This window comes from Clostridium sp. AM34-11AC (assembly GCF_003435375.1).
GTDB classification, from domain to species: Bacteria; Bacillota; Clostridia; order Lachnospirales; family Lachnospiraceae; genus Pilosibacter; species Pilosibacter fragilis.
This window is the reverse complement of the sequence record NZ_QWGL01000006.1, coordinates 112,530-137,831: the sequence shown is the minus strand read 5'-3', so window position 1 is coordinate 137,831 and position 25,302 is coordinate 112,530. Positions and strand designations below refer to the sequence as shown.

20 protein-coding genes are annotated in these 25,302 nt (G+C 49.9%); 17 read left to right on the top strand and 3 right to left on the bottom strand.

Annotation, left to right across the window (positions count from 1 at the left end; genetic code table 11):
• Window positions 1–260 precede the first annotated feature (260 nt).
• The 4 genes from DW826_RS06340 to DW826_RS06325 all read left to right on the top strand — a co-directional run bounded on the left by DW826_RS06340 (window position 261) and on the right by DW826_RS06325 (window position 3,153).
• The gene (locus tag DW826_RS06340) at window positions 261–1,019 is read left to right on the top strand and encodes an acyl carrier protein (RefSeq protein WP_117552318.1); all 759 of its coding nucleotides are present in this window, start codon (window positions 261–263) and stop codon (window positions 1,017–1,019) included.
• Window positions 973–1,401 (top strand): hypothetical protein, encoded by a 429-nt coding sequence (locus DW826_RS06335; protein ID WP_347472293.1) that lies wholly within the window; start codon window positions 973–975, stop codon window positions 1,399–1,401. Before DW826_RS06340 ends, DW826_RS06335 begins: the two co-directional genes overlap by 47 nt.
• A gap of 46 nt (window positions 1,402–1,447) precedes the next feature.
• Window positions 1,448–1,933, top strand: a complete 486-nt coding sequence (locus tag DW826_RS06330; RefSeq protein WP_117552317.1) for a phage holin family protein — start codon at window positions 1,448–1,450, stop codon at window positions 1,931–1,933.
• A 479-nt stretch (window positions 1,934–2,412) separates the two neighbouring features.
• Window positions 2,413–3,153 (top strand): M15 family metallopeptidase, encoded by a 741-nt coding sequence (locus DW826_RS06325; protein ID WP_117552316.1) that lies wholly within the window; start codon window positions 2,413–2,415, stop codon window positions 3,151–3,153.
• A 282-nt stretch (window positions 3,154–3,435) separates the two neighbouring features.
• On the opposite strand, the gene aroA is transcribed toward DW826_RS06325, so the two are convergent.
• Complete coding sequence (aroA, locus tag DW826_RS06320) at window positions 3,436–4,713, bottom strand: 3-phosphoshikimate 1-carboxyvinyltransferase (protein ID WP_117552315.1); 1,278 nt, start codon at window positions 4,711–4,713, stop codon at window positions 3,436–3,438.
• Between the two features lie 135 nt (window positions 4,714–4,848).
• Window positions 4,849–5,976: a prephenate dehydrogenase gene (locus tag DW826_RS06315; protein WP_278286564.1), complete on the bottom strand. Its 1,128-nt coding sequence runs from the start codon at window positions 5,974–5,976 to the stop codon at window positions 4,849–4,851.
• A gap of 398 nt (window positions 5,977–6,374) precedes the next feature.
• On the opposite strand from DW826_RS06315, the gene DW826_RS06310 reads away from it, so the two are divergent.
• Complete coding sequence (locus DW826_RS06310) at window positions 6,375–8,474, top strand: elongation factor G (RefSeq protein ID WP_117552314.1); 2,100 nt, start codon at window positions 6,375–6,377, stop codon at window positions 8,472–8,474.
• 242 nt (window positions 8,475–8,716) lie between these two features.
• Complete coding sequence (locus DW826_RS06305) at window positions 8,717–10,600, top strand: tetratricopeptide repeat protein (RefSeq protein WP_117552313.1); 1,884 nt, start codon at window positions 8,717–8,719, stop codon at window positions 10,598–10,600.
• Window positions 10,601–10,758: 158 nt separating this feature from the next.
• Here DW826_RS06305 and DW826_RS06300 read toward each other — a convergent pair whose 3' ends face one another.
• Entirely contained in the window at window positions 10,759–11,946 is a 1,188-nt protein-coding gene (locus tag DW826_RS06300; protein ID WP_015554290.1) for a ribose-phosphate pyrophosphokinase, read from the bottom strand.
• A gap of 274 nt (window positions 11,947–12,220) precedes the next feature.
• Between DW826_RS06300 and DW826_RS06295 the strand changes: the two genes are divergently transcribed.
• From DW826_RS06295 to rpsU, 11 genes are all read left to right on the top strand, one after another.
• Entirely contained in the window at window positions 12,221–13,615 is a 1,395-nt protein-coding gene (locus DW826_RS06295; protein ID WP_117469632.1) for a DUF512 domain-containing protein, read from the top strand.
• A gap of 15 nt (window positions 13,616–13,630) precedes the next feature.
• Complete coding sequence (gene der, locus DW826_RS06290) at window positions 13,631–14,956, top strand: ribosome biogenesis GTPase Der (protein WP_015554291.1); 1,326 nt, start codon at window positions 13,631–13,633, stop codon at window positions 14,954–14,956.
• Between the two features lie 3 nt (window positions 14,957–14,959).
• On the top strand, window positions 14,960–15,595 hold the full coding sequence (plsY, locus tag DW826_RS06285; protein WP_117469474.1) for a glycerol-3-phosphate 1-O-acyltransferase PlsY: 636 nt from the start codon (window positions 14,960–14,962) through the stop codon (window positions 15,593–15,595).
• Between the two features lie 71 nt (window positions 15,596–15,666).
• Entirely contained in the window at window positions 15,667–16,674 is a 1,008-nt protein-coding gene (locus DW826_RS06280; protein WP_117469475.1) for an NAD(P)H-dependent glycerol-3-phosphate dehydrogenase, read from the top strand.
• Between the two features lie 124 nt (window positions 16,675–16,798).
• Window positions 16,799–18,271, top strand: a complete 1,473-nt coding sequence (gene spoIVA, locus DW826_RS06275) for a stage IV sporulation protein A (RefSeq protein WP_117469476.1) — start codon at window positions 16,799–16,801, stop codon at window positions 18,269–18,271.
• Between the two features lie 244 nt (window positions 18,272–18,515).
• Entirely contained in the window at window positions 18,516–20,117 is a 1,602-nt protein-coding gene (locus DW826_RS06270; protein WP_015554295.1) for an MBL fold/beta-CASP domain-containing RNA metallo-hydrolase, read from the top strand.
• 70 nt (window positions 20,118–20,187) lie between these two features.
• On the top strand, window positions 20,188–20,667 hold the full coding sequence (gene rnhA / locus DW826_RS06265) for a ribonuclease HI (RefSeq protein ID WP_015554296.1): 480 nt from the start codon (window positions 20,188–20,190) through the stop codon (window positions 20,665–20,667).
• A gap of 132 nt (window positions 20,668–20,799) precedes the next feature.
• Window positions 20,800–21,723, top strand: a complete 924-nt coding sequence (locus tag DW826_RS06260) for a lysozyme inhibitor LprI family protein (protein WP_117552312.1) — start codon at window positions 20,800–20,802, stop codon at window positions 21,721–21,723.
• A 305-nt stretch (window positions 21,724–22,028) separates the two neighbouring features.
• A complete protein-coding gene (locus DW826_RS18845) occupies window positions 22,029–22,151 on the top strand; it encodes a hypothetical protein (RefSeq protein WP_015554298.1) in 123 nt (40 codons plus the stop codon).
• Between the two features lie 15 nt (window positions 22,152–22,166).
• Window positions 22,167–24,821 (top strand): alanine--tRNA ligase, encoded by a 2,655-nt coding sequence (gene alaS, locus DW826_RS06255; protein WP_117552311.1) that lies wholly within the window; start codon window positions 22,167–22,169, stop codon window positions 24,819–24,821.
• 209 nt (window positions 24,822–25,030) lie between these two features.
• On the top strand, window positions 25,031–25,207 hold the full coding sequence (gene rpsU / locus DW826_RS06250; RefSeq protein WP_003504099.1) for a 30S ribosomal protein S21: 177 nt from the start codon (window positions 25,031–25,033) through the stop codon (window positions 25,205–25,207).
• The last annotated feature ends 95 nt before the right edge of the window (window positions 25,208–25,302 follow it).

Below are 25,302 nucleotides of genomic sequence, written 5' to 3'. Positions count from 1 at the left end.
TCAATCCGGACAAGTGGTGTAAAAGTACCCGTAATATTCACTTGTAATTTCAACATAATCTCTAAAGACTGCAGCTTTAGTTCCCGATGCGGTGAGGAAAACGCCTAAATTATTATCAAGTGCCTGGAAGTCACTATGCAATTGAAGAAAAATCAACTCACCAACACAAAAATCAACTGTGAATCATATAAATTTGAAAATTCAGCTCCCTCATAGGGAGCTTTTTATATACAAAAAATAATTTTTAGGAGGTAATTTCCATGGAAAAAATCAAAGTCAAAGGTAAGCTCTACGACATCCGGAGCATCCAGACGATCGAGCAGCATGTGCTACAGATCATCTTCGCCTGTACGCCGCCTACAAAGTGGAACGGTGACATTGTACTTTACACGGCCGGAGACATCGAGTGTGCTGTGTTAACTGGCTGGAATACGGTGTATCGCGACGAGGGTCAGACAGTCTATCTGTCAGATGATGGTAGCGTGTACCAGACACCGGATCCGGATACCGGTGGCGAGATCCTTCCACCGGAACCGTATGTTCCGACTCTGGAAGAGCTGCAGGCAGCGAAAAAACGAGAGATCAGTCAGGCATGTGAGACCGCTATCTATTCCGGAGTCGATGTCAAGCTGTCGGACGGGTCCACAGAGCATTTTGCACTGACGGAGCATGATCAGCTCAATCTTTTCGGTAAGCAGGTACAGCTTGCAGCGGGCACCACTGAGCTTGAGTACCACGCGGACGGTCAGCCGTGCCGGTACTACAATGCCGCTGACATGCAGCTGATCATTTCCGCAGCTATGCAGCATGTGAGCTATCACACAACATACTGCAACGCAGTTAACATGTGGATTAGTGGTACACAGAGCACAGAGGAGATCCAACAGATCTATTATGGTGCAGATGTGCCGGAACAGTACCAGTCAGATGTCCTCAAGGCATATATTTCATCAATGAAAGAAGGTGTGAGTGATGTGGATGAGTCACAGGCTACTGAACAAATATCTGTTCCTGTTTAATGTTGGCGGACTGCTTTACATATTGATCGAACTGATCTGGCGTGGCCGGAGTCACTGGACCATGTTCCTGCTTGGTGGAATCTGTTTCGTATTTCTGGGATTGATCAACGAGATCCTGCCCTGGCAGATGCCGTTATGGCAGCAGATCCTCATCGGTGCGGTCGGAATCACGACATTAGAGTTCTTGACCGGCTGCATCGTCAATCTGTGGCTCGGCTGGGGAGTCTGGGACTACAGCGGGCTTCCGGGCAACCTCTTGGGGCAGATCTGTCCGCAGTACTTTGTGCTGTGGCTGCCGGTGGCACTGGTCGGGATTGTCCTGGATGATTGGATCAGGTATTGGAAATTCGGGGAGGAACGGCCACACTACAGACTGATCTGACGGACAAACATACAATATAGTAAGAAAATCAAAAGGAGAAATGAGAATGAGCAAAGGTACATGTACAACAATCCAGCTGCTTGCAACTGGAGTAATCGCTTTTTTGTCTGAAAAGTTGGGAATCACATTTTATTTGTTAGGGTTGCTTGTCTTTTTAATGGTCGTTGACTATATCAGTGGGATGATTGCGAGTATGGTGGAAGCAATTGATCATCCGGGAGACACATCATATGGTTGGTCCAGTAAAAAAGGAGCAAAGGGAATCGCAAAGAAGATCGCATATTTATTTGTGATCACTGTGGCAATTGTAATTGATTACATCTTAGCAAAGACATCTGGAAATCTCGGATATCATTTGCCATCTGCGATGCTGTCCCTTCTTACAACGGTGTGGTACTTATTGAATGAAGCCTTATCAATTACAGAAAACGCCGGTCGCATGGGTGCGCCGGTACCTGAATGGCTGATGAAGTACATTGCGGTTCTGAAAGATAAAATTGATAGCGGCAATGCAACAAATCTGAAAGATTAGGAGGAGGTGATTCGAATATCTCCCGTCACGGTCCGGGATATGATCGTTGCGACGTCGCAACAAAGAATGCCAAAACATGTAGAATGAAACAGATTCGTGTGTTATAATGCCAATGTTATCGCCTCCTATACCTGGTACGGAAGGGAGGTGCATAGCTTGGGAGATGTAGTTATTTCTCTTATTGTTTCTATCATGGCAGGTGTGATTAGCCATCTCATCTGCAAATGGTTGGATAGAAATAAGTAGTCGGTAATCAGCCTATGGAATAAGCCACCATACCACAATGGAATAGAAAACCCCAGGGATCGCGACTCCCTGGGGTTTTCGTTGTTGCATAACTTGGATGCAATCATTTCTCTTAGCCTAACGGCATTATAGCATATGCAGAATAAGATTGCAAGATACCAGAAAATTAAACTTTGATCAGGAAAACATATCCTGATCTTTTTTCATACTCATAAAGAAAAGAGGACAAGACTATGAGAGACATTACCTTATGCCATCCGCGACTCCAGGCGCTGGCCGCGGAGCTGATCCGTAAATGTGCTGATCAGGGATTACAGATTAAAATTGGAGAAACACTCCGGACGACTGCAGAGCAGGATGCCCTGTACGCACAGGGGAGAACGAAGCCGGGTAAGATCGTCACGAATGCAAAGGGCAGCAGCTATAGCAGCTATCATCAGTGGGGAGTGGCGTTTGATATTTACAGAGCCGATGGCTGCGGTGCCTATTATGATAAAGATGGATTCTTTTCCAAGGTCGGCGCGATCGGAGTATCTATCGGCTTGGAATGGGGTGGAAACTGGAAGAGTCTTACGGATAGACCTCACTTCCAGCTCCCCGACTGGGGATCATCAACGAGTGGAATCAAGAAGATTTACAAGACCCCGGAGCAGTTCATGAAGACGTGGCCAAAGGAAGAGAGAAAGACCATCACTCCGGGCTGGCAACATGACGCTCACGGCTGGTGGTGGCAGAACGAGGACGGATCTTGGGTAGCATCGGACTGGCGTCTGATCAACCATCATCATTATCTCTTCGGGGCATCCGGTTACGTCAGGACGGGCTGGCACCGCTGGAACCCAGACACAAAGCAGGTGGATCCGGCTGATGGCTCCGGAGACTGGTACTATCTTCAGGAAGATGGAGAGCTACAGGGGGCGTGCTGGCACAGCAGATCGAACGGGGCGATGGAAGTGTGGCATGTAGACAAATAGGTACGATGTACCAATACAGTACTTTGTCTACTATTTGTCTACTACGATGAATAAAAAAGGGCAAAAAACATTGCAGAGTAATAAAGGCTAAACCTCGGAAAGTGGCTTAAAATCTCACTTTTTCGCATGTCGTGGAAATGCCAAAATGAAAAAATAAATTTTCGTAATGCGTAGGTCTCCGGTTCGAGTCCGGCCGGGAGCTGAGTAAAAAACCCTTGAGAAATCAAGGGTTTTTGTTGTTCTACGTGAAGATGAAAGCTGTTTGGAATGGACGGCTTTTTACTATTTTGTAAGTTTTTCCAACTCCTCATAAAACGCCGGATAAGAGATATCCACGCAGTCCGCATCAATGATCTCAGTCTCCCCGTCCGCAGCGAGGGCAGCTACGGCGAAGGTCATGGCGATGCGGTGATCCTTGTGACTGTCGACGACGGCACCGTGGAGCGGTTTTCCGCCGTGGATGATCATGCCATCCTCAGTCTCCTCCACATCGGCGCCCATGGCGCGCAGGTTTTCGACCATGATGGCGATACGGTTGGATTCTTTGACTTTTAACTCAGCGGCATCGCGGATGACCGTGGTCCCCTCGGCGAAACATGCCATCATGGCGATGGTCGGAAGCTCGTCGATGAGAGTCGGGATGATATCGCCCTCTATGACGCAGCCCCTTAAGGAACTTGTGCGGACCAGAAGGTCGGCTGTCGGCTCTGCGTTCTCGTGATCCTCGTTTAACAGGGTGAGATCAGCGCCCATAGCCTCACAGACCTTGATGAGTCCGGCTCTTGTCGGGTTGATGCCTACATTCTTAATAAGAACTTCGGAATTTGGCAGAATCAGGCCTGCTGCCACAAAATAGACGGAAGAGGAGATATCTCCCGGCACATCGATCCGGTTTCCAAAAAGCTCCGTTGCCGGCCAGATCGTAACGGTAGTTCCTTTTGATTCCAGCTCTGCGCCGAAAAACTTCAGCATCAGTTCCGTATGATTTCTGGAGACCTGCGGCTCCGTGATACTTGTGAGCCCGTCTGCGTAGAGTCCGGCCAACAGGATTGAAGATTTTACCTGGGCAGATGCGACTTTGGAAGTGTAATGGATCCCTGCAAGCGGTTTTCCGCAGATCCTGAGCGGCGCACAGTCATTTCCGCGGACACTCTTGATATCAGCTCCCATCATGGATAACGGCTCGATAATGCGCTTCATCGGACGTTTCTGGATGGATTCGTCACCGGTCAGCGTCACGTCGAAATTCTGCGGCGCGAGAATACCGGAGATGAGTCTTGTGGTGGTTCCGGAGTTGCCGCAGTCCAGGGTCTCGGCAGGGGCAGCCAGTCCGTGCATGCCCTTTCCTTGGACAGTGACAACACCATTCTTATTTTCGATATCGATTCCCATGCGGCGGAAACAGCCGATGGTGGAGAGGCAGTCAGCGCCATCCAGAAAGTTATGGATCTCTGTAGTTCCCTTCGCAATGGATCCGAACATGACACTGCGGTGGGAGATGGATTTATCGCCCGGGACCGTGATCTCACCCCGGACATGGTCTGCTTTATGTAATTTCATATAAATTCCTCGTAATTTGCGTTTAATACGATCTGATAAAAAACTGGTATGCATTTTGACGTAGCAGTCCGCGTATAACAGGCGGTCATGCGGTATCGGAATATGCTGGCGCATACCTGAATGAAACTATAAGTCTTACTTTGTCAGCACATAGTTATGGCTTCGCAAAAGCTCCGCTGCCTCATTCTTCTTATCCTCCTTATAGAAAGAAATCCGGAGCGCCCCTTCACCTTCCTCGCGGCTGTGATTGATACCTATATTCTTAACACTGATTCCCTTCGCGGCAAGGATCGCAGAGAGGACAGAAATAGATCCCGGCTCATCCAAAACATCCACACAGAAGGAGTAATCCCGCTCGATGGGACCCTGTCCGCGGTTCGGGAATGTGGAACGGTATTTGCCTGATTCCTCGAACATCTTGTAGATCGCGTCACCGTTATGGTTTTCCAGCGTGTCGCAAATGGATTCCAGGGAAGTGATATACCGCTTTAAGAGCACCAGAATATTTTCTGTGTTCGTCATGCAGATCTGCTCCCACATGACAGGGGAGGAGGAGGCGATACGCGTGATATCCTTAAAACCTCCTGCGGCCAGCCGCTTCATGATCTCATCCTTTGAATCGTTGTCATGGACAAGATTGACGAGGCTGGATGCCACAAGGTGCGGCAGATGGCTGATGGCCGCGACGGAAAAATCGTGCTCATGGTAGTCGAGAACGATGGGAAGAGCACCGATGCCCAGGGCAACCTGACGGATCCGGTCGATCTGCTCCGGTGTGGATTTTTTTGTGGGTGTAATAATGTAGTAGGCATTCTCCAGAAGATGGTCCGTAGAGCTCTCATAGCCGGTCTTTTCAGAACCCGCCATCGGATGGCCGCCGACAAACACATCCTCGTAACCCAGACGTTCCACCGCCTGATGGATGTCTGTCTTCGTGCTTCCGATATCAGTGATCAGCGCACCAGGTTTCAGAAACGGGCGTACCTTTTCGAGGTATACCGCGTTGTATTCTACAGGGGTGCAGAGAAAAATAACGTCACATGCGGAGAGTGTCTCATCGATCCCGTCAAGGATCATGTCGATGGTCCCGTCCGCTTTTGCCTGCTCAAGCTTTGAGCGGGTCCGCATGTACGCCATGATCGTAATATCTTTATTCGCACGGCGAAGGCCTCTGGCGATGGATCCGCCGATCAGGCCAAGGCCGATAAAACCAAATGTAGAATCAGACATTGTACAACTCCTCCTTTGTCCCTTCGATTTTATAACACAGGGATGTGAATGTCAACAAGAAAAATCAATACTTTAAAGTGATAAATCGAACATTGCCATGATCTGCAAATCTGTGGGTGTGCGTCGCATGTCAGCCTACAAAACAGAGAAAAGAGAAGAAGAAAGATCTGTGTCTGCCGGAAAAATTTACAAAAATAGAATGCGGATGTCAATTTTTAATAGATTTTCGTTTGAAACGCCCATATTTTCCACCACAATCAAAAAATGACAGAAAATATTTTGTGCAATTTCGATATTTAGCTTGAAAAATTCGAAAAGTTTTGGTAAAATATGACCATAGGCAATAAGCAGTATAGCCAAAACATCTGAACTCCGTAATTTGCGGAAGTCTTTTGAAAAATGGCAAAAAAACATATACGGGAGGGATTCATATGGATATTTATGGAACAAAACAGATCCGAAATGTTGTACTTTTAGGCCACGGCGGCGCCGGTAAGACGACGGTAGCCGAGGCACTGGCTTATCTGACCGGCGTTACAAAGAGAATGGGCAAAGTTGCTGACGGCAATACGATCAGTGACTACGACAAAGAAGAGATCAAGAGACAGTTCTCGATCTCCACTACGATGGTTCCGATCGAGTACGAAGGTGCCGAGGGAAAGATCAAGATCAACCTTCTTGACACTCCGGGCTATTTCGACTTCGTAGGCGAGGTGGAAGAGGCAGTCAGCGCCGCTGACGCAGCGATCATCGTCGTAAACTGTAAGGCAGGAATTGAAGTTGGTACAGAAAAAGCATGGGATCTGTGTGAAGAATATAAACTCCCGAGAATCATATTTGTAACAAACATGGATGATGACCACGCGTCCTTCCGTGAACTGATCTTAAAACTTGAGAAGAAGTTCGGAAGAAAGATCGCTCCGTTCCAGGTACCGATCCGTGAGAACGAGAAGTTCGTCGGCTTCGTAAACGCAGTTAAAATGCAGGGCCGCCGCTTCACAAACCTGTCCGACTATGAGGACTGCGAGATCCCGGAGTACATAAAGAAGAACCTCGGAATTATCCGCGACGCCCTGATCGAAGCTGTTGCCGAGACAAGCGAAGAGTACATGGAGCGTTACTTCTCCGGCGAAGAGTTTACACAGGATGAGATTTACACCGCAGTACAGACCCACGTATGCGACGGTTCTATTGTTCCGGTCATGATGGGTTCCGGCATCAATTGCCAGGGCTTCAACGCATTATTAAATGCTATCGACCGCTACTTCCCGTCACCGGATAAGGGCGAGTGTGTCGGCGTTGACGTATCAAACGGCGAGCACTTTACCGCAAAATACAACGATGAGGTTTCCCTCTCCGCAAGAGTATTCAAGACCATCGTTGACCCGTTTATCGGAAAATATTCCTTGATGAAGGTCTGCACCGGCACATTAAAACCGGACAGCACTCTCTACAATGTAAATAAGGACGCAGAAGAGAAGATCGCGAAAGTCTATGTGTTAAGAGGTAAGGACGTGATCGAGGTTCCGGAGCTGAAGGCCGGTGATATCGGTGCCGTTGCGAAGCTCTCCGTGACACAGACAGGCGATACGATCGCTTTAAGATCTGCTCCGATCGTATACCACAAACCGAAGATCTCCACCCCGTATACATACATGCGCTTTGCTGCAAAGACAAAGGGCGACGAGGACAAGATCTCCAGCGCACTCGCGAGAATGATGGAAGAGGACCTGACACTCCGCGTTGTGAACGATACCGAGAACCGCCAGAGCTTACTCTACGGAATCGGTGATCAGCAGCTTGAAGTTACCGTCAGCAAGCTTCTGGGCCGTTACAAAGTCGATGTGGAACTCTCCAAACCGAAATTCGCGTTCCGCGAGACGATCCGCAAGAAAGTGGAGGCTCCTGGCCGTTATAAGAAACAGTCCGGTGGACATGGACAGTTCGGTGACGTTAAGATGTCCTTCGAGCCGTCCGGCGATCTCGAGACACCTTATATCTTTGAAGAAAAAGTATTCGGCGGCGCAGTTCCGAAGAACTACTTCCCGGCAGTTGAAAAGGGCGTACAGGAATGCTGTACAAAGGGCCCGTTAGCCGGTTATCCGGTAGTCGGCATCAAGGCAACGCTCCTCGATGGCTCCTACCATCCGGTTGACTCCTCCGAGATGGCCTTCAAGATGGCTGCAACCCTGGCCTTCAAGAAGGGCTTTATGGATGCCAACCCGGTTCTCTTAGAGCCGATCGCTTCCGTAAAAGTCGTTGTTCCGGATAAGTTTACCGGAGATGTTATGGGTGACTTAAACAGAAGAAGAGGACGTGTTCTCGGAATGAATTCTCTCCATGGTGGAAAGCAGGAGATCGTTGCTGATGTTCCGATGTCCGAGATGTTCGGCTACAACACAGACCTCCGCTCCATGACCGGCGGTATCGGCGTATTCTCCTACGAATTCAGCCGCTATGAGCAGGCTCCTGGCGATGTTCAGAAGAAGGAAGTGGAAGCGAGAACGGCAGGCGGAGAAGTAGAGGCGTAAGCTTTGAAGATCCTCGTGAAAACTGAATAAAAGATGACTGCAGGGATCAGCTGTATGGCTGGTCCCTGTTTTTGCCGAAATTCTGCCATAGTTTTCCTCTGACTTCCATCTGGACAGAAAGAGAGAAAAATGGTATAGTTATAAACTGGTAAGCTTTAAATCAGCCGGATAAAAAACAAACTGCAAATCGGATAAAATTTTGCTCTATGACAAAATACTCCGGCAAAAAATGAGGAATTAGAATGAGAAAATGGTTTTTGATTATGGCCACAGCGGTGGTGCTTTGTTCCGCCTGCGGCAAGAAAGACGCTTCAGTGAACGATGCGACTCAGGCGGCACAGGCAAGTTCGACGGAAGCGGAGAATCTTTATAAGGAAGGATCCCAGTACGTCGGGGAAGAGGACTACGAGAGTGCCATCGAATCCCTTTTAAAATGTATTGAACTGGATCCGGATTACAGCAAAGCCTATATCCAGCTTTCCAAAGCCTATATTGGAAATGAAGAGTACGATGAAGCTATGTCGATCCTGCAGCAGGGATATGAGAAGACAAAGGATACATCCCTGGAAAAAGAACAGGATAACTGTGTCCGCACGATCTGCCAGGTCCTGACAGACAACGAGGATTACGAGACAGCGATCCCGTGGCTTTTAAAGCTTCAGGAACTCGATGGTGTCACCGCGGAGAATTCCCTGCAGCTTGCGGAAGCATATTCCATGATGGATGATTATGAAAATGCAGTGTCAGTTCTTCAGAAAGCAGATCAGAATGATGCAAGTATTAAAAATGCCCTGCTGGAGGCAAGAGTTGCCTACGGACAGTACTGCTACGATGAAGGAAAGAACGATCAGGCGATCGAGACTTTAAAGGCTGTGATCAATGAGGCGCCAGACCGGATCGATGCATACTCTATGCTGATCGGCGTATATGTAGATGCAGGAAAAGTAAAAGAGGCGGAGAGTATCGTCCAGAGTGGTCTTGAGCGGTTCGTAAACCAGAATTCTACGGTGACAGATGACCAGCTTGATGAATTTTTAAATTCCGCATCTTCCTATTATCTGGAACTCGAGAATGTGGATGCCTGCCTGGGATTCTGGGAGAAGGCAGTTTCCATGAGACCTGGAAATAAAAGTTATAAAGAAGAACTGGACAGCTACCGTTCCTCCGCTGCAGACGAGTCCTACGCGAAGGCAGATGAACTTCTGGAAGCAGGGGACGTGGAAGGCGCTTCCAAGTATTATAAGCGTGCCTTTGCGCTGGCTCCGTCAAACTATGACGCGGGCGTGATCAGCGGAGGCGACTATACATACTGCCTGAACAAAGATGGTTCCTGGAGACTTGGCTGGTATACAGATGAGACTGGCGGCTCCTACTACTTCAATCCGGCAGCGGGACGTCTCTACGCCAGTGCGGTGACGGGATACCAGCAGCTTGACGGTGCGGTATACTATTTTGAGGATGACGGCAGAATGCTGGTGGATGATACGACTCCGGATGGCCGTTATGCGGATGTGGATGGAAAACTTTTAGACCACAATCCATATGGGGATGAGACCGCTGCCGAGGATGAGACGGATGCTGCCGAGGATGAGACTGAGGCAGATACAGAAGAGGAGACGACAGGAAGCTCTGAGAAGGAATCTGCGGCAGCTTCTGTGAAAGAGACAACAGCAGCAGTTAAGGAAACGGTGGAGACCACAAAGGCAAATCCGCAGCCGACGCAGGCAGCAGCCGTGAACTCAGGAAACCTGAAACTGAATGCGGACACTCTTCAGGAAGCTCATGACAATGGCGGAACAACAACCTACGAGAAGACAGATCTCTTCGACGGATCCACAGGAAAGCTGACCATGGGAGATGTCTATAACTGCCTTGCCAAGTACGGAAAGACCGAGTGGGTGTCCCAGAAACTTCCATATGAGCTGAAGGTCGGAAACTTAAAGGTATGGATCCTGCCTGGCGATAACTGGAATACAACAGGACTCGTCATTAAAGACGCGTCCCAGTATTTTGAGGTATTAAAGAAGAAGGCGCTTCCGGATAATGTACAGTTTGCGATCGAATTCGATTCCGCCGCGACAGATAAGCTTGACATCAATAAAGTGAGACGTGTGAACGGAAACTAAGATGCTGTAAGAAATAAAAACGGGAATTCCTGCAGAAATGTTGGAATTTCCGTTTTTTTAATGGGATTCTGCGCCTGAAATGTGTAGAATATGAAAAAACACCGCCTGGAATCCATAATGGAAAGCCGGGCGGCGTAAATATTCTCTGAGATTTAAAATTAAAGAAGACCCTCGTTGTACTTTCTGATAAGTTTCTGGATCTTGTCTGTCGGGGACAGGGAGTTTCCGATGGAAACGTCGTGGTTTAAGGAGTTGATGATGGCAGCGATGTACTTGCTCATATCAGCTTCCACATACCATTCCTTTGTGAAGAGTTCCGGGGAACGGTAGTTTAAGTTTGTTGTGACAACACTGTCGATGTAGCCCTTCTGGTAGAACTCATCGAATTTCTCGAAGCCTGCGGTGAAGAGACCGAAGGTGCAGCATACAACGACCTTCTCGGCCTTGCGCTCCTTTAACTCTTTTGCGGTATCGAGCATGCTCTCGCCGGAGGCGATCATGTCGTCAACGACGATAACGGTCTTTCCTTCAACGGAGCTTCCGAGGAACTCGTGGGCAACGATCGGGTTTCTTCCGTTGATGACCTTGGAGTAATCTCTTCTCTTGTAGAACATACCCATATCAACGCCGAGGTTGTTGGCGAGATATACGGCACGGCTCATTGCACCTTCGTCCGGGCTGATGACCATTAAGTGGTCTTTATCGATCTTTAAGGTATTGTCATGTTTAAACAGTGCTTTTACGAACTGGTAGGTCGGCATGAAGTTGTCGAGGCCGGATAACGGGATCGCGTTCTGTACGCGCGGGTCATGTGCATCAAATGTGATGATGTTGGACACGCCCATGCTTACTAACTCTTCAAGTGCCATTGCACAGTCTAAAGACTCTCTGTGAGTACGCTTGTGCTGACGGCTCTCGTAAAGGAACGGCATGATAACGTTGATACGGTGTGCGGTGGATGCCGTAGCGCCGATGATTCTCTTGAGATCCTGATAGTGGTCATCCGGGGACATGTGGTTTACATATCCGGACATCTTGTAGGTAAGAGAATGGTTTGTTACATCGACCATGCAGAAAATATCGGTTCCGCGGACAGATTCGTTTACGATCCCCTTTGCTTCACCACTTCCGAAACGCGGGCAGGCGCAGTCGAGAAGATAGGAGTCAACATCGTAGCCACGGTACTGTAAATTTCCCTGGCGGCGAAGTAATTCTTCCGCATCGTTGCGGCGGAAGTTTACGATGTGGTCATTGACTTTCTGCGCAAGATCACGGCAGCTCTCAAGAGCAGCGATCTTAAGCGGTGCAAGCGGCAGACGGTCGTTGAAAACGTACTGATTAGACATGTCAGATAATCCTCCGATTTTTTGTGTTGCGGTCCGGCCTCTGCGGTCGGACTGTCAGATCATATTTTTGCCTGGATCTCCTTATTTATACGGGAACCTGCAGGCATTCCACGCCGAGTATACCATTTTCAGACATTTTTCGTCAATAGTTTCCCATGAAAATTCGAAGGAAAAAAGAATATCGTTCCTTTACAAATCGGAGGAAGATTGGTATGATTAAGTTTAGAACCATGCAGGAAGGATAAACGAAGTGAAATATCAGGGACATAAAATTATGGCAGTTACCCCCGGATCCATCGCGGAAGAGCTGGAACTGGAACCGGGAGATGTGCTGCTTACCATAGACGGGGAAGAGCTGGAAGATATCTTTGACTACGACTATATGACGGATGCCGAGAGTTTCGTGATGGTCGTGCGGAAGGCAAACGGAGAAGAGTGGGAACTTGAGATCGAGAGCGGCGGTGAGGATCTGGGACTTACCTTTGAAAACGGACTTATGAGTGACTATAAGTCCTGCTCCAATAAGTGCATCTTCTGCTTTATCGACCAGATGCCGCCGGGAATGCGTGAGACGCTCTACTTTAAGGACGACGACTCCAGACTTTCGTTCCTTCAGGGAAACTACATCACCCTGACAAATATGAAGGATAAGGATATCGAGCGGATCATCCGCTTCCACCTGGCCCCGATCAATATCTCCGTGCAGACTATGAACCCGGAGCTGCGCTGTAAGATGCTCCACAACCGGTTTGCGGGGGAGGCGTTAAAGAAGATCGACCGTCTTTACGAGGCGGGAACGGAGATGAACGGACAGATCGTTCTCTGCCGGGGCGTCAATGATGGAAATGAGTTGGCGTACACCATCGAACAGCTCTCAAAGTACGCGCCGGTGATGCAGAGCGTGTCGGTGGTTCCGGTTGGTCTCTCGAAGTATCGTGAGGGTCTTTACCCGCTGGAACCGTTTACAAAGGAAGATGCCTGCGAGGTGATAGACCTCATCGAAAAATGGCAGAAGATCAACTACGAGCGCCACGGGATCCACTTTATCCATGCAAGTGATGAGTGGTATATCCTGGCGGAGCGCGAGATGCCGGAGGAAGGAAGATACGACGGATATATCCAGCTGGAGAACGGCGTCGGTATGCTGCGGCTACTGCATGAGGAAGTCATGGATGCCCTGGATGAGAAGACGGACGACGGAAAAGAGGAAGAACTCTCTATCGCCACAGGACGTCTGCCGTATCCGTATCTGGACACGCTTGTAAAGGAGATCATGAAAGTCTATCCGGGACGAAAGGTCCATATCTACCCGATCCGGAATGATTTCTTCGGCGAAAAGATCACGGTGGCGGGACTGATCACAGGACAGGATCTGATCGCCCAGTTAAAGGATAAGCCTTTAGGCGACAGGCTGATCCTTCCGGCCGTTATGTTTAAGAGCGGCGAGGAGGTTTTCCTGGATGATATCACAAAGACCCAGGCGGAAGATGCTTTACAGATTCCGATAAATATAGTAAAATCAAGCGGATATGACCTTGTGGACGCGATCCTTGACCCGGAGGCGGCGAGAGAACAGACTGCGGAACACGGGGCATATGAGCTTACAATGAAAGATGCCGGTCTCACAGAGGACGGGGAAGTTATCCCTGATTGGGACGGCGAAGTATAGAAATGAGGAAAATATATGAGTAAACCAGTAGTGGCGATCGTCGGCAGACCGAATGTGGGAAAATCCACACTCTTCAACGTCCTTGCCGGCAGCACGATCTCGATCGTAAAAGACACTCCGGGTGTGACAAGAGACCGTATCTATGCGGACTGCACCTGGTTAAACAACAACTTTACCTTAATTGATACAGGCGGAATCGAGCCGGATTCCAAGGATATCATTCTTGCGCAGATGCGTGAGCAGGCTCAGATCGCCATCGATACCGCGGACGTCATCATCTTTATCGTGGATGTGCGCCAGGGTCTCGTCGACGCGGACTCCAAGGTTGCGGATATGTTAAGAAAGTCCAAGAAACCGGTCGTTCTTGCGGTCAATAAGGTGGACAGCATGGCGAAGTTCGGAAACGATGTATACGAATTCTATAACCTGGGAATCGGAGACCCGGTCCCGGTATCCGCGGCTTCAAGACTTGGCCTTGGCGAGCTTCTCGATGAGGTAGTCAAGTATTTCCGTGAGGACCAGTATGACGACAGCGAGGATGACCGTCCGAGAATCGCCATCGTGGGAAAACCGAACGTCGGAAAATCCTCTATTATCAATAAGCTTCTCGGTGAAAACCGTGTGATCGTATCCAACATCGCCGGAACCACAAGAGACGCTGTCGATACAGAGATCGTGCGAAACGGCACTGAATATATCTTTATCGATACCGCGGGATTAAGAAGAAAGAGCAAGATCAAAGAGGATATCGAGCGCTACAGTATTATCCGTACTGTGACAGCGGTGGAGCGCGCTGATGTGGTCCTCATGGTCATCGATGCCGTTGAGGGAATCACTGAGCAGGACGCAAAGATCGCCGGTATCGCCCATGACCGCGGAAAAGGCGTGATCGTCGTTGTCAACAAGTGGGATGCCATCGAGAAGAACGACAAGACGATCTATGAGTACACAAGAAAATTAAAAGAGACCCTGTCCTACATGCCGTATGCGGAGTATATCTTCGTGTCCGCCCTGACCGGACAGAGAATGGAAAAGCTCTTCGAGCTCATCGATATGGTCCGCGAGAACCAGACGCTCCGCGTGGCTACCGGTGTATTGAACGAGATCGTGACAGAAGCTGTCGCTATGCAGCAGCCGCCGTCCGACAAGGGCAAACGCTTAAAGATCTACTATGTGACCCAGGTTGCGGTAAAACCGCCGACCTTTGTTATCTTCGTAAACGATAAGGAGTTAATGCATTTCTCCTACACGAGATACTTAGAGAACAAGATCCGTGAGGCCTTCGGCTTCCGCGGAACATCCTTAAAATTCATCATCCGCGAGAGGAAGGAGAAGGATTAAGCAATGGGCAGAGTGATTTGTCTTGTTATGGGTTATGTGTTTGGATTATTCCAGACAGGATATCTTTACGGTAAGATGAACCATATCGATATCAGAAACTACGGAAGCGGAAACTCCGGAACGACAAATGCGCTCCGGGTCATGGGAAAAAAAGCGGGGCTCATCGTGTTCGCGGGAGATTTTTTAAAGACGGTGTTCGCCTGTCTTGCGGCGCGGATCATCTTTAAGGGAAGCCCGGACACAGACCTCTATGTGCTCTACGCAGGTCTCGGCGTTGTCCTCGGTCATAACTTTCCGTGTTACTTAAACTTCAAGGGCGGAAAGGGAATCGCTTCCATGGCAGGCATTCTCGTGTCCATGGACTGGCGCGTGACACTTGTCTGTGCAGCACTGTTCCTTGGAGCTGTCATCATTACAAGATATGTCTCCCTTGGTTCTATTCTGGTGGTGATCTCATTCTTTATCCAGATACTGGTCTACGGGGCGCATGGAACATTTACCGTCTCTGCGGATCATCTCATGGAGTTTTATGCCGTTGCCTTCGTCCTGATGGCGATGGCGATCTGGAGACACAAGACGAACATAAAAAGACTTTTATCCGGCACAGAGAACAAGCTCTGGGGCGGAAAGAAAAACTGAATAAGCGCTTAAGCACGAAAATATCAGTCAGTACAGGGCAGTGAGATTAAAGAGAAAAGGAGTTCCTGAACATGGAAAAAATTGGTATTATCGGTTCCGGTACATGGGGAACCGCGATTGCGGTGCTGTTAAGAAACAATGGACATGAGGTCACACTGTGGTCCGCGATCCCGGCGGAGATCGAGGAGATGGCAAAGACCAGGACTCACAAGAATCTTCCGGGAGTGACGTTGCCGGAGGGAATCATCTATACCGCTGACCTTGAGGAAGCGATGAAGGATAAGAACCTTCTCGTGATGGCGGTTCCGTCCGTATTTGTCCGCAGCACGGCGCAGAAGATGAAGCCGTTCTGTAAAGAGGGACAGCTCATTGTGGATGTGGCAAAGGGAATCGAGGAGAATACTCTCGATACAATGACCCAGATCATAAAGGAAGAACTTCCGATGGCGGAGACAGCTGTTCTTTCCGGACCGAGCCACGCGGAGGAGGTAAGCCGCGGACTTCCGACGCTCTGCGTTGCGGGATCCCGCAAGAAGAACGTTGCAGAGTACGTCCAGTCCACATTTATCAGCCCGGTGTTCCGCGTATACACGAGCCCGGATGTCCTGGGGATCGAGACAGGCGCCGCGTTAAAGAACGTTGTTGCCCTGGCAGCGGGAATCGCTGATGGCCTGGGTTACGGGGACAACGCGAAAGCAGCCCTCATCACCCGCGGTATGGCGGAGATCGCGAGACTTGGCATCGCCATGGGTGGAAAATACCAGACCTATACCGGACTTTCCGGAATCGGTGACCTGATCGTGACATGTGCCAGCATGCACAGCAGAAACCGCCGTGCCGGTATCCTCATCGGAAAAGGATACACGATGGAAGAGGCAATGAAGGAAGTCCAGATGGTGGTAGAAGGCGTTTATTCCGCGAAGGCTGCGAGAGCCCTCGCAAAGAAATACAATGTTTCCATGCCGATCGTTGAAGAGGTAAACCAGGTTCTGTTTGAAGGAAAACCTGCAAAAGAGGCGGTGGCCGACCTGATGCTCCGCGACAAGCGCATCGAGCACAGCGATCTTCCGTGGGAATAGAAACCAGAACATAATCTTGCAGCGGCCTGCACTTTGCCGTACTGCGGCGTAAGAAAAGGCTCTGTCGGCATAAAATGTCCCCCTCGTGCATACACTGCAACAGTATATGTGAGGGGGTATTTTTATGGATCATTTCCATGTATACAAGGATATCGAGGCGAGGACGGGCGGAGAGATCTATGTGGGCGTTGTGGGACCTGTGCGCACCGGAAAATCCACATTTATCAAACGGTTTATGGAGCTTCTCGTGCTCCCGAACCTCCCGGACGGACAGAAAAAGGCCCAGACCAGGGATGAGCTTCCCCAGAGTGCTGCGGGGAAGACGATCATGACCACGGAGCCGAAGTTTATCCCGAAGGAGGCGGCGGAGCTGGAGCTTGCGGAGGGGATCCGGGCGAAGGTGCGGCTCATCGACTGTGTGGGTTTTATGGTGGAAGGTGCTGCGGGACATACGGAAAACGGGGAGGAACGTCTCGTGAAGACGCCCTGGTACGATTATGAGATCCCGTTCACCCAGGCGGCGGAAATTGGGACGAGAAAGGTGATCCGGGACCATTCCACCATCGGGATCGTTGTGGCCTGCGATGGCAGCTTCGGGGAACTCTCCAGGGATGATTTTAAGGAGGCGGAGGAGCAGACGATCTCGGAGTTGAAGGAGATCGGAAAACCGTTCCTGATCCTGTTAAACTCTACAAGACCCTATGCGGCGGAGACGAAAGCCCTGGCGTTAAAGATGGAAAACCAGTACGGGGTCCCGGTACGGGCGGCAAACTGTGAACAGCTAAAGCGAGAAGACATCGAGGAGATATTGGGCACCGTGCTCCTGGAGTTCCCGGTGACAGAGCTCGACTTTGAGATCCCGAAATGGGTGGAGATCCTGCCGGATGATCATGCGTTAAAGGCAGGTTTGATCATGGAGGCGGGAAAACTCCTGAAGACATCCGTCCAGATGAAGGACGTGCCGAAGGAGGCTGTGCCGGAAACAGATCAGGCAGTGAAAAAACTGATCGCGGATGAGCTGGATCTTGCGAGCGGCCGGGTGACAATCCGGGTCTTGATGGATGAGGCGGCATACTTTGAGGTCTTAAGCGATATTTCCGGCCTGCCGGTGCGGGATGAGTACAGCCTGTTTAAAATCTTAAAGGAATCTGCCGGGATGAAGGAAGAGTATGAGAAGGTGAGAAACGCCCTGGTGGAGGTGCGCCAGAAGGGCTACGGAATCGTCCTGCCGGATAAGACGGAGATCTCCTTAGATGAGCCGGAGCTGATCCGTCATGGCAGCAAGTACGGTGTGAAGATCCATGCCCAGGCACCCTCCATCAATCTCATAAAGGCCAGGATCGAGACGGAGATCGCGCCGATCGTTGGGAACGAGCAGCAGGCGAAGGACTTGATCGCGTACATAAAGGACGGGGAAGCGACGGAGGAAGGTGTCTGGGATACGAATATCTTCGGAAAGTCCGTGGAACAGATTGTTGAGGACGGCATGCAGGCGAAGATCGCCCAGATGACGGAGGACTGTCAGATGAAACTTCAGGATACGCTGCAGAAAATTATTAATGACAGTAATGGCGGAATGATTTGCATAATTATCTGAAATTTGCTATAATAGATGCAAATAATACAGCTGATTTGCAAACATGAAGATTTTCATCGAATTTTGCAAAACGATGCTGAAATTACAGTATTTGCGGCAGAAACCTGAAGGATAAAATCCGCGGTGAACGTGAAAAGGGTTGCGGACACTGCACGGTTGGGAAAAATGGATATTTCTGTATATCGACCACAGGAATAGGATGTTTGCATGAGTTTCCAGATTTCGCCGCGAAAGGAGGAGTTCCATGAAACTGACATTTATCGGTGCAGATCATGAAGTGACTGGAAGCTGTCATTATCTGAATGCGGCGGGAAAGAACATTCTTGTTGATTACGGTATGGAACAGGGCGGAAACGTCTATGAGAACGCGGAGCTTCCGATCCCGTTCTCCGATGTGGACTACATCTTTATCACCCACGCCCACATCGATCACACAGGCCTGCTTCCACTGATCTATGCGAAGGGCTTTAAGGGGCAGATATTCGCCACACAGGCCACCTGCGATCTCTGCAACATTATGTTGAAAGACAGTGCCCACATTCAGGAAATGGAGGCTGAGTGGAAGAACAGAAAGGCAAGACGTGCCGGAAACCCGGAGGTTCAGGCGCTCTACACGGTAAACGATGCGGAAGGCGTTTTAAAGCATTTCGTGCCATGCCATTATGGTGATATCCTGACGATCTGCGACGGATTGAAAGTACGGTTTACGGATGTGGGTCACCTGCTTGGATCCGCGTCCATTGAAGTCTGGATCGATGAGGACGGCGTACAGAAGAAGATTGTTTTCTCTGGTGATATCGGAAACAAGAACAAACCTCTGATCAAGGATCCGCAGTACACGGATGAGGCCGACTATGTGGTAATGGAGTGTACCTACGGTGACCGTTCCCACGACCGGACCCACGAGCATATCGAGGAGTTCGCGAAGATCATCCAGAGAACCCTGGACCGTCACGGAAACGTTGTGATCCCGGCCTTTGCAGTGGGCAGGACCCAGGAGATCCTCTACTTTATCCGTAAGATCAAGGAAGAGGGCCTTGTCACCGGACATGACGGATTCCCGGTCTATGTGGACAGCCCGCTGGCCGTCGAGGCGACCCATGTGTTCAATAAGAACATTTCCGAGTGCTTTGACGAGGAGGCGATGGATCTTGTGAACAGGGGAATCAACCCGATCGCATTCCCGGGATTAAATCTTTCCGTCAGCAGCGACGATTCCAAGGCGATCAACTTCGACTCCGAGCCGAAGGTCATTATCTCCGCGGCGGGTATGTGTGATGCCGGACGAATCCGCCACCACTTAAAACATAATCTCTGGAGACAGGAGTGTACGATCGTGTTCGCCGGATACCAGGCTGTCGGAACTCTGGGAAGGAGCCTCATTGAGGGGGCGGAAGTCGTAAAACTATTCGGTGAGACCATCGATGTAGAAGCGGAGATCGTGTGCCTGGACGGACTTTCCGGTCATGCGGACAGGGAAGGACTTCTCACCTGGATCAACGCCTTTAAGAAGAAACCGGACCGTGTGTTTATGGTACACGGAGACGATCTCGTATGCACGAAGTTCGCGAACCTCCTGCGCTCGGACTACGATCTTGTGGCGGACGCACCGTTCTCGGGATCAGAGTTTGACCTTGCCGCGGGTGCGTGGCTCAAACAGACCGTCGGTATTCCAATCCAGAAGGAGACAGCGAGACAGAAGGAGAATAAGTCCATCTTTGCTCTTCTTGTGGCTGCAGGCGAGCGCCTGATGCGGATCATCCAGAAGAACCGCGACTGCGCGAACAAGGATATCAAGAAATTTACGGCAGAGGTCAACGCGCTCTGCGAGAAGTGGGATCTGTAACTGCGGCTTGAGCCGTCTGAATTCCGGAATCATATAAAATAAGACATCTGAGAGGAATTACAAAATAGACATGAAAGTAACACTTTATACGGACGGAGCGGCCCGCGGAAATCCGGACGGGCCGGGCGGATACGGAGCGGTGCTCCAGTTTATTGATAAAAATGGGACTCTCCACGAAAAGGAATTGTCCGCGGGATATGTGCGGACAACCAATAACCGGATGGAACTTATGGCAGCGATCGTGGGACTTGAAGCGTTAAACCGGTCCTGTGAGGTAGACCTTTATTCCGATTCGAAATATCTCGTGGACGCTTTCAACCAGAAATGGATCGACGGCTGGGTTAAGCATAACTGGGTCCGCCCTAAGACGGGACCGGTAAAAAATTCGGACCTCTGGAAACGGCTGCTCGTCGCGATGAACCCGCATAAAGTGACGTTTCACTGGGTCAAGGGCCATGACGGCCATCCCGGAAACGAGCGCTGTGACCGCCTGGCCACCAGCGCTGCGGATGGTGGGGATCTGTTGGTGGATACGGGGCTTAGTAACTAAAAAGGCAGTTGCGCTGTTTTTTACAAAAGTCTTACAATGTATTACTAATTTGCGTTTTTTGTTCACAAAGATCTCACGATATGGTATCTTTTTAGTAGAACAAAAGTTACCTGAAAAATCGAGAGGGCACATATGAGCAGACGCAGAATATGGTTGATAATTATTGGAATCCTGATGGCCGGGGTATCCGCCACATGGGAAATGGAAAAATTTGTTTCTTCCCATGGGGTGAATACCGCGGCTGTCGTCGGTTTCGAGGCGGATGCCATGCAACCGGATGCGGGAAATTCCGGGAATCCCTATATGACAGAGAATCGGATGAAGGTGGCAGAAAATACCCCGGCAGCCCAGAATGCGCCAGCTCCGGCGTGCGGCCCTGCCGATAACGGGATCGCCCTGTACCACGCGGATGCAAAAGGCAGCCGGGGACCGGAAGATGGGGGAGAAGCTTCTGATACTGAAACAAGGATGAAAGAATCTGCGACGAAAGAAAACGCAGCGGCAGAAGCTCCCGATGCGGAGGTCAGCGACCTGTCACTGGCGGATAATGATCAGCTGGCGGTGAGCGGAGGCACAGACGAGGCGGCAGGGATACCGGTGGAAGAGACGGTCAAGTCCCCGCTGGAACCGGACAGCACAGCATCGGAAAATGCAGGGGAAGCAAAACTTGTGATCGAATACACACGTTCTGATCTGGAGGAGCGCCTTGAGGCGGTTAGAACTGAGGCGGAAAAGTACCAGGATGATCAGACGATGAGTCAGACCTCCCGGTATGCGACGGCGGAATATGTGAGAAATCTCTGGGACCGCGAGCTGAACCTGATCTATTCAAGCATCCATAAAGAGATGGACGAGAGTGCAGCGGAAGCGCTCCGCCGGGAAGAAGTGGAGTGGATTCGAAAGCGCGACCTGGCGGCGGATAAAGCCAGTGCGAAGTCAAACAGCACACCATCCCAGAGCATCGAGTATGTCCGCACATCAGCGAGCGTGACGATGGACCGATGCTATGAACTGCTGGAAAATTATGGGGATTACCTGGAGCCTGAGAAAAAATAAAAGACGACACATCGGCGCATTTGAATCACTAAAAAATTCAGATGCGCCGGTTTCACTTATGAAGAAGTGACAGAAAAGCCGTTTGACGGCAGAAAAGGTCCACCAGAATGCCACGGAACAGAAAAAACATCTTGCCAACAGAACGAGAAACGATTATAGTATAAGTTATGAGAATCTGCGCAGAAGACCGGCGCACCGGCTTTATGGGCAGATCCCGAAAAAATAATATAAATAGAAACTGTACAAATGTGTCATTTTAAACACAGGCGTCTGAATTTTAGACAGCCGGAGAAGGAGGCGTTTTTATGTCCGCATTTTTCGCATCATGTATTTCAACAGCTTTAGAGGCTGTGATTCTGGCCGCAGTTGCCCTGGCGGGTATCGTTCTGGGTAAGAAATTCAGAGATAAAAAAAGTACACAACAGTAACCAGGAGGCAGTACCATGCAGAAATATGGTGTAAACGAACTGAGGAGAATGTTCCTTGAATTCTTCGAGAGCAAGGAACATCTTGCGATGAAGAGTTTCTCCCTCGTTCCGCACAACGATAACAGCTTACTTTTGATCAACTCCGGTATGGCACCGTTAAAGCCGTACTTCACAGGCCAGGAGATCCCACCGAGGCGCAGAGTCACCACATGCCAGAAATGTATCCGTACCGGCGATATCGAAAATATCGGTAAGACAGCCCGCCACGGCACATTCTTCGAAATGTTGGGAAACTTCTCCTTCGGCGATTACTTCAAGACAGAAGCGATCCACTGGGCATGGGAGTTCCTGACCGAATGCGTAGGAATCCCGGCAGACCGTCTCTATCCGTCCGTTTACCTTGACGATGATGAGGCTTTCCGCATCTGGAACGAGGAGATCGGAATCCCGAAAGAGAGAATCTACCGTTTTGGCAAAGAAGACAACTTCTGGGAGCATGGTGCAGGTCCGTGCGGCCCGTGCTCTGAGATCTACTATGACCGCGGAGAGAAGTATGGTACAGGCCCGGAGGACGTTATGGGTGGCGAGGGAGACCGTTTCATGGAAGTATGGAATGTCGTATTCTCCCAGTTCAACAATGACGGACACGGAAATTACACCGATCTGATCCAGAAGAACATCGATACAGGTATGGGACTCGAGAGACTGGCTGTTGTCTGCCAGGATGTGGCATCCCTTTTCGATGTAGATACAAACCGTGCCCTGATGGACGAGGTGGGCGCTCTTGCACACTGCAGATATGAGGAGGACGACAAGAAGGACGTTTCTCTCCGTATTATCGCTGACCACGTAAAGAGCTGCACATTTATGGCATCTGACGGAATCATGCCGTCCAACGAGGGCAGAGGTTATGTATTCCGCAGACTTTTAAGAAGAGCAGTACGTCACGGACGTATCCTCGGCATCGAGGGAAGCTTCATGACAAAGCTTGCACAGGTCGTTATCGATCTCTCCAAGGACGGTTATCCGGAGTTAGAGGAGAAGAAAGATATGATCCTCCGCGTGATCGACCAGGAGGAAGAGCGTTTTGCCAACACCATCGACAAAGGTCTTGAGATCCTTGCTGATCTTGAAAAAGATATGGAAGCAAAGGGAACAAAGGTCCTTGCCGGTGAGGATGCGTTCAAGCTCTACGATACTTACGGATTCCCGATCGACTTAACAAAGGAGATCCTCGACGATAAGGGACTCACTGTCGATGAAGAAGGTTTCCACAAGGCAATGCAGGTTCAGAGAGAGACTGCAAGAAGTGCCAGAAAGACCACAAACTACATGGGACGCGACGATATCTACCAGAAACTCGACGCATCCTTAACATCCGCTTTCACAGGATATGACAAGCTTGAGGATGAGTCCAAGGTGACAGCCCTCGTAAGACTTGCCGCTGATGAAGAGGGCGAGGATGAGATCGCAGACGCGGTGACAGACGGTGAGAAAGCATGCGTTATCACCTCTGAGACTCCATTCTACGGAACCATGGGCGGTCAGGTCGGTGACCGCGGCGTGATCGAGAGTGCGAACGGCAAGTTCGAGGTAGAAGATACGATCCATCTTCAGGGCGGAAAGATCGGTCATATCGGACATATGGTAAGCGGTATGTTCCAGACAGGTGAGACAGTAACTCTTAAGGTAGATGAGGAGAACCGTTCCCTGATCGGAAGAAACCACAGTGCGACCCACCTTCTCCACAAGGCATTAAGAACCGTACTCGGCACACACGTTGAGCAGGCTGGTTCCCTTGTAACAAGAGACAGACTTCGTTTCGACTTCACTCACTTCTCTGCAATGAGCCAGGATGAGATCAAGGAAGTTGAGAATATTGTAAATAAAGAGATCCGCGCGGCACTTCCGGTTGTTACAGATGTTATGAGTCTGGAGGACGCAAAGAAGACAGGCGCGATGGCGCTCTTTGGAGAGAAATACGGCGATAAGGTCCGTGTCGTAAGAATGGGAGACTTCTCCACAGAGCTCTGCGGCGGTACCCACGTTAAGAATACCTCCGAGATCAGCTGCTTCAAGATCCTTTCCGAGGCTGGTGTAGCAGCAGGTGTAAGACGTATCGAGGCACTCACCTCTGATGGTCTGATCCATCACTATGAGAATGTAGAGCAGGAGCTTCATGCGGTAGCAGCTGCAGCAAAGTCCACTCCGGCTGATTTAAAGACAAAGATCGAGTCCATGATGGAGGAGATCAAGACACTCCACTCCGAGAACGAGAAGTTAAAGAGCAAGCTTGCCAAAGAGGCAATGGGCGATGTAATGGATCAGGTTCAGGAAGTGAAGGGCGTGAAAGTCCTCGCAGTCCGCGCAGACGGCGTTGACATGAACGGCTTAAGAAACTTAGGCGACCAGTTAAAGGAGAAGATCGGAGAAGGCGTTGTTGTGATCGCATCCGTTCTTGACGGCAAGGTAAATCTTATGGCTGCTGTGACAGACGAAGCCCAGAAGAAGGGCGCTCACGCAGGTAACCTCATCAAGGCCATCGCAGGTCTTGTAGGTGGCGGCGGCGGCGGACGTCCGAACATGGCGCAGGCCGGCGGTAAGAATCCGGAAGGCGTTGCGGACGCACTCATAAAGGTTGCGGAAGTCGTTTCTGAGCAGGTAAAATAAGTTAAGAATGAAGGCTGTTTCAAGCCTTTTTGATGCCGGGCTGTGCAAGGTTGCCCGGCATCAAAAATAAATTTGAAAAAAATGCATTTTTCTAGTAAAAATAGGTTGACGAATGTGTAATTTATGATATAATCATACCAGTGCTAAAAAATACCCAAACAGTTGTATTATGCACAATTACACAACTGGAGGGAGGTTAGGTGTGAGCTATGTCAAACGTAATCGTTAAAGATAACGAAAGCCTGGACAGCGCTTTACGCAGATTCAAAAGAAACTGCGCAAAGGCAGGTATTCAGCAGGAGATTCGTAAAAGAGAGCATTATGAGAAGCCGAGCGTAAGACGTAAAAAGAAGTCTGAAGCGGCAAGAAAGCGCAAGTACAACTAATAAGCGTACAGGGGCTGTTCCTTTGGGGACGGCTCCTTTTTCTTTTTTAATACGAGAGATCTCACCGAAGTTCCAAAATTAAGGGTTGTGGTGAT

What these genes read in the sequence shown, in the direction of transcription:
- spoIVA (WP_117469476.1), top strand. Translation starts at nt 16,799, where the DNA reads ATGGATCATTTCCATGTATACAAGGATATCGAGGCGAGGACGGGCGGA.
- DW826_RS06300 (WP_015554290.1), bottom strand. Translation starts at nt 11,946, where the DNA reads ATGTCTAATCAGTACGTTTTCAACGACCGTCTGCCGCTTGCACCGCTT.
- DW826_RS18845 (WP_015554298.1), top strand. Translation starts at nt 22,029, where the DNA reads ATGTCCGCATTTTTCGCATCATGTATTTCAACAGCTTTAGAGGCTGTG.
- plsY (WP_117469474.1), top strand. Translation starts at nt 14,960, where the DNA reads ATGGGCAGAGTGATTTGTCTTGTTATGGGTTATGTGTTTGGATTATTC.
- DW826_RS06260 (WP_117552312.1), top strand. Translation starts at nt 20,800, where the DNA reads ATGAGCAGACGCAGAATATGGTTGATAATTATTGGAATCCTGATGGCC.
- DW826_RS06295 (WP_117469632.1), top strand. Translation starts at nt 12,221, where the DNA reads ATGGCAGTTACCCCCGGATCCATCGCGGAAGAGCTGGAACTGGAACCG.
- DW826_RS06340 (WP_117552318.1), top strand. Translation starts at nt 261, where the DNA reads ATGGAAAAAATCAAAGTCAAAGGTAAGCTCTACGACATCCGGAGCATC.
- rnhA (WP_015554296.1), top strand. Translation starts at nt 20,188, where the DNA reads ATGAAAGTAACACTTTATACGGACGGAGCGGCCCGCGGAAATCCGGAC.
- DW826_RS06270 (WP_015554295.1), top strand. Translation starts at nt 18,516, where the DNA reads ATGAAACTGACATTTATCGGTGCAGATCATGAAGTGACTGGAAGCTGT.
- aroA (WP_117552315.1), bottom strand. Translation starts at nt 4,713, where the DNA reads ATGAAATTACATAAAGCAGACCATGTCCGGGGTGAGATCACGGTCCCG.
- DW826_RS06325 (WP_117552316.1), top strand. Translation starts at nt 2,413, where the DNA reads ATGAGAGACATTACCTTATGCCATCCGCGACTCCAGGCGCTGGCCGCG.
- der (WP_015554291.1), top strand. Translation starts at nt 13,631, where the DNA reads ATGAGTAAACCAGTAGTGGCGATCGTCGGCAGACCGAATGTGGGAAAA.
- DW826_RS06335 (WP_347472293.1), top strand. Translation starts at nt 973, where the DNA reads ATGTGGATGAGTCACAGGCTACTGAACAAATATCTGTTCCTGTTTAAT.
- DW826_RS06310 (WP_117552314.1), top strand. Translation starts at nt 6,375, where the DNA reads ATGGATATTTATGGAACAAAACAGATCCGAAATGTTGTACTTTTAGGC.
- alaS (WP_117552311.1), top strand. Translation starts at nt 22,167, where the DNA reads ATGCAGAAATATGGTGTAAACGAACTGAGGAGAATGTTCCTTGAATTC.
- DW826_RS06305 (WP_117552313.1), top strand. Translation starts at nt 8,717, where the DNA reads ATGAGAAAATGGTTTTTGATTATGGCCACAGCGGTGGTGCTTTGTTCC.
- rpsU (WP_003504099.1), top strand. Translation starts at nt 25,031, where the DNA reads ATGTCAAACGTAATCGTTAAAGATAACGAAAGCCTGGACAGCGCTTTA.
- DW826_RS06280 (WP_117469475.1), top strand. Translation starts at nt 15,667, where the DNA reads ATGGAAAAAATTGGTATTATCGGTTCCGGTACATGGGGAACCGCGATT.
- DW826_RS06330 (WP_117552317.1), top strand. Translation starts at nt 1,448, where the DNA reads ATGAGCAAAGGTACATGTACAACAATCCAGCTGCTTGCAACTGGAGTA.